The 7,304-nt window shown below is 72.3% G+C and carries 9 protein-coding genes and 2 pseudogenes; 5 read left to right on the top strand and 6 right to left on the bottom strand.

What is annotated here, in order from left to right; translation table 11 throughout:
- The first annotated feature begins 238 nt into the window (after window positions 1–238).
- Window positions 239–838 (top strand): hypothetical protein, encoded by a 600-nt coding sequence (locus tag ABZV31_RS11115; protein ID WP_355891130.1) that lies wholly within the window; start codon window positions 239–241, stop codon window positions 836–838.
- Here the strand turns inward: ABZV31_RS11115 and ABZV31_RS11120 are convergent, their stop codons facing one another.
- Entirely contained in the window at window positions 839–1,459 is a 621-nt protein-coding gene (locus ABZV31_RS11120) for a nucleoside triphosphate pyrophosphatase (RefSeq protein WP_355891133.1), read from the bottom strand. It abuts the gene before it with no gap.
- A 77-nt stretch (window positions 1,460–1,536) separates the two neighbouring features.
- Window positions 1,537–1,668, bottom strand: a complete 132-nt coding sequence (locus ABZV31_RS11125; RefSeq protein WP_355891136.1) for a hypothetical protein — start codon at window positions 1,666–1,668, stop codon at window positions 1,537–1,539.
- Between the two features lie 45 nt (window positions 1,669–1,713).
- Between ABZV31_RS11125 and ABZV31_RS11130 the strand changes: the two are divergent.
- Window positions 1,714–2,025: pseudogene (locus tag ABZV31_RS11130) on the top strand (SGNH/GDSL hydrolase family protein); the annotation flags it as partial.
- On the opposite strand, the gene ABZV31_RS11135 reads toward ABZV31_RS11130, so the two are convergent.
- Together ABZV31_RS11135 and ABZV31_RS11140 are read right to left on the bottom strand one after the other, a co-directional pair.
- Window positions 2,010–2,219: an acyl-CoA carboxylase epsilon subunit gene (locus ABZV31_RS11135; protein WP_355891139.1), complete on the bottom strand. Its 210-nt coding sequence runs from the start codon at window positions 2,217–2,219 to the stop codon at window positions 2,010–2,012. The pseudogene ABZV31_RS11130 and the gene ABZV31_RS11135 sit on opposite strands and share 16 nt — an antisense overlap.
- Window positions 2,220–2,236: 17 nt before the next feature.
- Entirely contained in the window at window positions 2,237–3,820 is a 1,584-nt protein-coding gene (locus ABZV31_RS11140) for an acyl-CoA carboxylase subunit beta (protein WP_355891142.1), read from the bottom strand.
- A gap of 111 nt (window positions 3,821–3,931) precedes the next feature.
- Here ABZV31_RS11140 and ABZV31_RS11145 point away from each other — a divergent pair, with 111 nt between their 5' ends.
- Window positions 3,932–4,849: a biotin--[acetyl-CoA-carboxylase] ligase gene (locus ABZV31_RS11145; protein ID WP_355891145.1), complete on the top strand. Its 918-nt coding sequence runs from the start codon at window positions 3,932–3,934 to the stop codon at window positions 4,847–4,849.
- A 59-nt stretch (window positions 4,850–4,908) separates the two neighbouring features.
- On the opposite strand, the gene ABZV31_RS11150 is transcribed toward ABZV31_RS11145, so the two are convergent.
- Window positions 4,909–5,064 (bottom strand): hypothetical protein, encoded by a 156-nt coding sequence (locus ABZV31_RS11150; protein ID WP_355891147.1) that lies wholly within the window; start codon window positions 5,062–5,064, stop codon window positions 4,909–4,911.
- A gap of 100 nt (window positions 5,065–5,164) precedes the next feature.
- Between ABZV31_RS11150 and ABZV31_RS11155 the strand changes: the two genes are divergently transcribed.
- On the top strand, window positions 5,165–6,295 hold the full coding sequence (locus tag ABZV31_RS11155; RefSeq protein WP_355891149.1) for an adenylate/guanylate cyclase domain-containing protein: 1,131 nt from the start codon (window positions 5,165–5,167) through the stop codon (window positions 6,293–6,295).
- Window positions 6,296–6,332: 37 nt separating this feature from the next.
- On the opposite strand, the gene ABZV31_RS11160 is transcribed toward ABZV31_RS11155, so the two are convergent.
- Window positions 6,333–6,860, bottom strand: coding sequence for a hypothetical protein (locus ABZV31_RS11160; RefSeq protein WP_355891152.1), 528 nt, complete (start codon window positions 6,858–6,860; stop codon window positions 6,333–6,335).
- A 114-nt stretch (window positions 6,861–6,974) separates the two neighbouring features.
- Between ABZV31_RS11160 and ABZV31_RS11165 the strand changes: the two are divergent.
- Window positions 6,975–7,304 (top strand): annotated as a pseudogene (locus tag ABZV31_RS11165) (hypothetical protein); the annotation flags it as partial.

Raw genomic sequence — 7,304 nt, forward strand, 5'->3', positions numbered from 1 at the left:
CGGTACGCAGGACTCCTTCCCGGAAACCCTAGCCCCCCGGTGTGGTCAAGGTCTCTGTGAGAGCGTGCTGCGGCCCACTTCGTTTCTTTGTGGAGTCCCTACGAATGGCCCAATGATTCTTTGCCGTTCGCAGGACCCTTGTCCCGGGCTTTACCCGTTAGTAGCGTGCGCGATGTCTCGAACGTACTTGGGGTAACAGCGGACTCTGTCGAGTCGCGGTCGAAAGTGGGTGGAGCCGGTGGTGCGCAGACCGGTGGCATGGGTTGTGGCGGTCGTGCTCTTCGGCGAGGCGTTCGGCATCGCGGCGCTGAACTGGTTCCTCGGGGTGGTCGTCCACCGGCAGAAGATGTCCCTTGCCGGTCTCGACCCGAACATGATGTCGACGTCGTCGAAGGTCGGCGGGGTGCTCTTCGGCCTCTACTTCGCCCTGTGCGGGCTGGTCGCCCTCCTCGTCGCCCTGCGGGACCGCCCGCCGGCCGGCTTCGGCCGCATCCTGCTGATCAGCGCGGCAGTGGTGCACGGGCTGCTGGGCGCGTTCGTGTGGGGGCTGGTCGGCTGGCCGGCGTTCCTGTTCATGGTGGTGGTGCTGGGGCTCATCGTGCTGCTGCTGATGACGTACGACCCCGCGGAGGAGGGGCCCGTGGGCGCGGTGCCCGACGGCGGCCCCCACGGTGCGGGCGATCCCGCCGGCGGCGGCCCCGAGGGCAAGGGCAACTCCGCGGGCGGCAGCCCCCAGGGCGCGGGCGGGCCCGCCGACGACAGCCATGAGGGTGAGAGCGGCCCCGCAGGCGACAGCGCCGCCACGGTCACGTCTGCGGCAGAGCCCGGCACCCGCTGATCACTTCTCGACGGGCGCCCACAACTCGGTGATGGCGACGCCCAGTTCGGCCAGCAGACGCCGGACCAGGGGCAGGCTGATGCCGATCACGTTGCCGTGGTCGCCGTCAATGCCGTCGATGAACGGGGCCGAGCGGCCGTCGAGGGTGAAGGCGCCGGCCACGTAGAGGGGCTCACCGGAGGCGACGTACGCGGCGATCTCCTCGTCCGTCGGGTCGCCGAATCGCACGACGGTGGAGGCGGTCGCCGAGGCGTACCGTCCGCTCGCCGTGTCCCAGACGCAGTGCCCGGTCTGGAGGGTCCCGGCCCGGCCGCGCATCGCCTTCCAGCGGGCGGTGGCCTCCTCGGCATCGGCGGGCTTGCCGAGCGCCTGGCCGTCGAGGTCGAGCACCGAGTCGCAGCCGATCACCAGCGCGCCCCGCACCTCCGGCTTCGCCGCCACCACGGAGGCCTTCGCCTCGGCAAGCGCGAGCGCCAGCTCGGCGGGGGTGGGCGCCGTGACTGCGTCCTCGTCGATGCCGCTCACGATCACCTCGGGGTCGAGCCCGGCCTGCCGGAGCAGTCCGAGCCGGGCGGGGGACTGGGAGGCGAGCACGAGTCGGCGGCGCGGCTGATCTGTCATGCGGCCAGCGTATCGGCGTGGCCGGGCGGCCTCACAGTGAGCCGGTCTTCGGCCTCACAGTGAGCCGGTCTTCGGCCTCACCTCAGTCCGATCACGAACATCGCGAGCACCATGGCCAGCGCCATGAGAACGCCCAGCCGCCGCAACATGACCTGCATCTCGCGCAGTTCCTTCGGCGGCTCATCGTTCTCGGGGTCGGACCACAGCATGCCTTCGATCGTCCGGCGGCGACCGGCCCCGGCGCCTGAGTACGCGTACTCAACTTCGCCGGCATGGACACGCTCGTCGTCTGCTCGGCCTCGACGACATCGGCTTCAGCGAGACGGACGAGCAGCCGACGTACAAGCTGGCCCCGGTGGTGGAGGCCGCGGAACTGATCGAGGGTCGTCCGGCGCTCGGGGGAGTGCGACGCGGTCGTCGACCTGCACCGCGTGATGGCCGATCCGGCGGACCCGGACCGGCTGCACCCGGCGCACGACTTCGGCGATCACCCGCACCCGAACGACGCGGGCTACGAGGTGATGGCCGAAGCCGTGGCGGCGGTGCTCTGTCAGCTGGGCCAGTAGGTGCGGCGCCAGGCCGACGGGCCCGGCCGGGGCACACGATGGGCGGCGATGCGGGCCGGGTCGGCCCAGGAGTCGCGCGGACCGGGTGCGCCGGACGGCGTGGCGGCCGCCGCCGCGGCGCGGGCCCGGACCACCGCCAGGGCGGCGGCGAGCTCCTCCGGGGTCGGATTGCCTCGTACGACCTTGATCGTCATGTCCGCTCCCAGCGGGCCTAGAGGGGGATGTTGCCGTGCTTCTTCGGAGGCAGGGATTCCCGCTTGGTGCGCAGCTGACGCAGGCCGCGCACGATGTGGGCGCGGGTGTCGGACGGCTTGATCACCGCGTCGATGTAGCCGCGCTCGGCCGCGATGTAGGGGTTGAGGAGAGCGTCCTCGTACTCCTGGATCAGCCGCGCCCGGGTGGCCTCGACGTCCTCCGCCTCGGCGATCGTCCGGCGGTGCAGGATGTTGACCGCGCCCTGCGCGCCCATGACCGCAATCTGGGCGGTCGGCCAGGCCAGGTTGAGGTCGGCGCCCAGGTGCTTGGAGCCCATGACGTCGTAGGCCCCGCCGAAGGCCTTGCGGGTGATCACCGTGATGAGCGGGACGGTCGCCTCGGCGTAGGCGTAGATCAGCTTGGCGCCGCGGCGGATGATGCCGGTGTGCTCCTGGTCGACGCCCGGGAGGAAGCCCGGCACGTCGACGAAGGTGAGCACCGGGATGTTGAAGGCGTCGCAGGTGCGCACGAACCGCGCGGCCTTCTCGCTGGCGTCGATGTCGAGGCAGCCGGCGAACTGCATCGGCTGGTTGGCGACGATGCCGACGGGGTGGCCCTCCACCCGGCCGAAGCCGGTGAGGATGTTCGGCGCGAACAGCGACTGCGTCTCGAAGAACTCGGCGTCGTCCAGGACGTGTTCGATCACCGTGTGCATGTCGTACGGCTGGTTCGCGCTGTCCGGGACGACCGTGTCCAGCTCCAGGTCCTCGTCGGTGACGGTAAGGTCCGCCTCCTCCGGGAAGACCGGGGGCTCGCTGAGGTTGTTGGACGGCAGGTACGACAGCAGCAACTTGACGTACTCGATGGCGTCCTTCTCGTCGCCCGCCATGTGGTGAGCCACGCCCGACGTCGAGTTGTGGGTGCGGGCGCCGCCCAGCTCCTCGAAGCCGACGTCCTCGCCGGTGACGGTCTTGATGACGTCCGGGCCGGTGATGAACATGTGCGAGGTCTGGTCGACCATGACCGTGAAGTCGGTGATGGCCGGGGAGTAGACCGCACCGCCCGCGCAGGGCCCGACGACCAGCGAGATCTGCGGGATGACGCCGGAGGCGTGGGTGTTGCGCCGGAAGATCTCCCCGTACGCGCCGAGGGAGGCCACGCCCTCCTGGATGCGGGCACCACCGGAGTCGTTGATGCCGATGACCGGACAGCCGGTCTTCAGGGCGAAGTCCATCACCTTGACGATCTTCTGCCCGTAGACCTCGCCGAGGGCCCCGCCGAAGACGGTGAAGTCCTGCGAGAACACGGCGACCGGGCGGCCGTCGACGGTCCCGTACCCGGTCACGACGCCGTCGCCGTACGGGCGGTTCTTCTCCAGCCCGAAGTTGGTGGACCGGTGGCGGGCGAGCTCGTCCAGTTCGACGAAGGACCCCTCGTCGAGCAGGAGCTCGATCCGCTCACGGGCCGTCAACTTGCCCTTGGCATGCTGCTTTTCGACGGCGCGTTCCGAGCCGGCGTGCGTCGCTTCCTGGATACGGCGCTGAAGATCCGCGAGTTTCCCCGCGGTCGTGTGAATATCGATCTCTTCCGGCTCGGACATCGGGATCGCGGCTCCCTGCCTGCTCAAAAGGGGGGACGGTTACTCATCCGCAGCGTAGTGGGGTGCCTACCGTTCGGCAGTGCGGCGTTTACCACACCTAGGGTGGCTTGCATGACGCCGCGAGATGCAGCAGACGAGAACCCTTCGGGGGAGCACTCGGGGGAGCCCTCCGACAAGAACGACAAGCCCAGCGGGAGCCGCTGGTCAAACCTGGACCGCCCGCCCCTCAACGCCGCGGCGCTGCGACGCGGGCTGGTGCGGGAGGGCGGGCTGTGGTCCGAGGTGGACGTGGTGCAGCGCACCGGGTCCACCAACTCCGACCTGGTCGCCCGGGCCGGCGCGGGCAAGGCGGCCGAGGGGGCCGTCCTGGTCGCCGAGGAGCAGACCGCCGGACGGGGCCGCCTGGATCGCCGGTGGACCGCGCCGCCCCGCTCCGGCCTGTTCTTCTCCGTGCTGCTGCGGCCCAGCGAGGTACCGGTGGCCCGCTGGGGCTGGCTGCCCCTGCTCACCGGGGTCGCGGTGGCGACGGGGCTGGCGCGTGCGGCCGGGGTCGACACGGCGCTGAAGTGGCCGAACGACCTGCTGGTGACCGTCGCGGGCGAGGAGCGCAAGGCCGGGGGGATCCTGGTGGAGCGGGCCGGGGACGACGCCGTGGTCGTCGGGGTCGGCATCAACGTCACGCTGCGGCAGGACGAGCTGCCGGTCCCGCAGGCCGGATCGCTGGCGCTGGCCGGGGCCGTGAGCATGGACCGGGATCCGCTGCTGCGAGCGGTGCTGCGGTCGCTGGAGGACTGGTACGGGCGGTGGCGGGCGGCCGAGGGTGATCCGGTCGCCAGCGGGCTGCAGGAGACGTATGCGGCGGGGTGCGCGACACTGGGGCGCGTGGTGCGGGCCGAGCTGCCGGGGGGTCGGTCGGTCGTCGGGGAAGCGGTCGCGGTGGACGCGGACGGGCGGCTGGTCCTGGCGACGGAGAAGGGGGTGCAGGAGCCGGTGGGGGCGGGTGACATCGTGCACCTGAGGTCTGCGTGAGCCGTGGCGTGGGCGCGGGCAGCTACGCCGGTGAACAGGGCAGCGCCGGTCGACGTCGATCAGCCCGTCCGGGGGTCCCCCTGCTCGAAGAGCTCGGGGGGCTTGAAGAGCTTGGGGGAGTTCGCGGACGAGGCCTTCAGGCCGATGCGGCGGTCCGGGCGGCAGCCCCCGGCGAGGCCCGCACCGACGCCGGGTGCCGTGCCGACGCACGTCAACGCACCGTCGGCTCCGCCTGACGGAGTGAGCTGGCGCACACCTGCCGTAGAGTTGAGGCCGGTCGATACCTGACCGTGGCAGATCGGAAGGGCAGCAGGCGTGACCGTCGACGACACGGGCTCCGGCGAGGACGCGGACGGCCGGGTGGACCCGCAGGCCGCCGACTCCGGCGAGGACCCGCTCGCTCTGCGTCTCGAACAGCTCATCCTGGGCGCGGAGCGGCGCTACACACCCTTCCAGGCTGCCCGCAGCGCGGGCGTCTCCATGGAACTGGCCTCCCGCTTCTGGCGGGCCATGGGCTTCGCCGACATCGGCCAGGCCAAGGCGCTGACGGAGGCCGACGTCCTGGCCCTGCGCCGCCTCGCCGGTCTCGTCGAGGCGGGGCTGCTCAGCGAGGCCATGGCCGTGCAGGTGGCCCGGTCCACGGGGCAGACCACCGCCCGACTGGCCGAATGGCAGATCGATTCCTTCCTGGAGGGCCTGACCGAGCCGCCCGAGCCGGGGATGACCCGCACCGAGGTGACGTATCCCATCGTCGAGCTGCTGCTGCCCGAGCTGGAGGAGTTCCTCGTCTACGTCTGGCGCCGCCAGCTCGCTGCCTCGGCCGGCCGGGTCGTGCAGGCCGCAGACGACGAGGAGATGGTCGACCGGCGCCTGGCTGTCGGTTTCGCGGACCTCGTCGGGTTCACGCGGCTGACCCGCCGTATGGAGGAAGAGGAGCTCGGCGAACTCGTCGAGGCCTTCGAGACGACCGCCGCCGACCTGGTGGCCGCGCGCGGCGGACGGCTCATCAAGACCCTCGGCGACGAGGTCCTGTACGCCGCCGACGACGCGGGCACGGCCGCCGAGATCGCCCTGCGCCTGATAGAGACCATGGCGAACGACGAAACGATGCCGGAACTGCGCGTCGGCATGGCGTTCGGCACGGTGACCACCCGCATGGGCGATGTCTTCGGTACGACCGTGAACCTCGCCTCCCGCCTCACCTCGATCGCCCCGCGTGACGCCGTCCTCGTCGACAGCGCCTTCGCCGAGGAGCTGATCCGCACCGGTGACGCCCCGGCCTCTGAGGCGGAGGCGGCCGAAGCCGCGGCCGCCGCGGAGAAGGAGGGCGAGGAACCCCCGACGTACCGCTTCGCCCTCCAGCCGATGTGGCAGCGCCCAGTCCGCGGACTCGGCGTGGTCGAGCCCTGGCTGCTCACACGGCGGGACGAGGGGACGTCGTCGTAGCCGTCCGCGTCGTGGCGGCCGGGGCGGCCGCCGCCGCTCAGCGGGCCGCTGCCCCGCCCTGCGCGTTCACGCACAGCCCGATGATCGGGACGCACAGCCCCGGCCGGCTCGGCTGCGGGGCCGGGGTGTGCGTGCTCCGGCTCGGTGCCGGCGTCGGCCGCGGGTCGGGATTCGTGGTGCCGGGCGACCGGGGTGTGCTGGTGGGCGCCGGGTGGGGCGGCGGATTCGTGCCTTCCGGGATGGTCGTGGGGATGGTCGTGGGGATGGTCGTGGTGTCGGGCAGGGCGGAGGGAGGCGCCGCGGCGGGCGCGGACGACGACGCCGTCGGCGCGGGGCTCGTGCCCGAGGCCGGCAGGGCGCTCACCCCGCCCATGGGAGTGGTCGCCGAGGGCGGGGCCGTCGGGCCGGCCCCGACCGTGGTGGCCGTGTTGGTCGACCGGTCCGTCGCGTCCGGGTGGGGCTCGGCCTCCGCGGTGCCCAGGCCGCCGACCCCGGACTCCGGCGCCAGCCTTACGAGGCTCAGCACACCGGCGGCCAGCGCGAGGCCTCCGGCGGCGAGCAGCACCTTGCGGGGCCGGGGCCGACGGTGACGCCCACGGACACGGGGGCTCCAGCCCGCCCGAACCCGGGAGCCGCCCGCCCCGGGACGGGCGGCTCCCGCTTTCGCGTCGCCGGCACCTTGGGCTTCGGCGGTCCCGGCACCACTGGCTTCCGCTGCCTCGGCACCTTGGGCTTCGGCGGCCCTGGCGGTTCCGGCTTTCGTGTCCCCGGCACCTTGGGCTTCGGGGCCGCCGGCACCTCTGGCTGCGGCGTCCCCGGCACCAACGGTTTTCGTGCCCCCCGCGCCCTTGGCTTCGGCGTCCTCGGGGTCACCGGCTTCGGCGTCGCCGGCACCAGCGGTTTTCGCGTCGCTGGCGCCCTTGGCTTCGGCGTCCTCGGGGTCACCGGCTTCGGCGTCGCCGGCACCAGCGGTTTTCGCGTCGCTGGCGCCCTTGGCTTCGGCGTCCTC

Origin of the sequence: Streptomyces sp. NPDC005202, assembly GCF_040608235.1 — a bacterium.
Lineage (GTDB): Bacteria > Actinomycetota > Actinomycetes > Streptomycetales > Streptomycetaceae > Streptomyces.

What these genes read in the sequence shown, in the direction of transcription:
- ABZV31_RS11125 (WP_355891136.1), bottom strand. Translation starts at nt 1,668, where the DNA reads ATGCTGTGGTCCGACCCCGAGAACGATGAGCCGCCGAAGGAACTGCGC.
- ABZV31_RS11140 (WP_355891142.1), bottom strand. Translation starts at nt 3,820, where the DNA reads ATGTCCGAGCCGGAAGAGATCGATATTCACACGACCGCGGGGAAACTC.
- ABZV31_RS11120 (WP_355891133.1), bottom strand. Translation starts at nt 1,459, where the DNA reads ATGACAGATCAGCCGCGCCGCCGACTCGTGCTCGCCTCCCAGTCCCCC.
- ABZV31_RS11145 (WP_355891145.1), top strand. Translation starts at nt 3,932, where the DNA reads ATGACGCCGCGAGATGCAGCAGACGAGAACCCTTCGGGGGAGCACTCG.
- ABZV31_RS11135 (WP_355891139.1), bottom strand. Translation starts at nt 2,219, where the DNA reads ATGACGATCAAGGTCGTACGAGGCAATCCGACCCCGGAGGAGCTCGCC.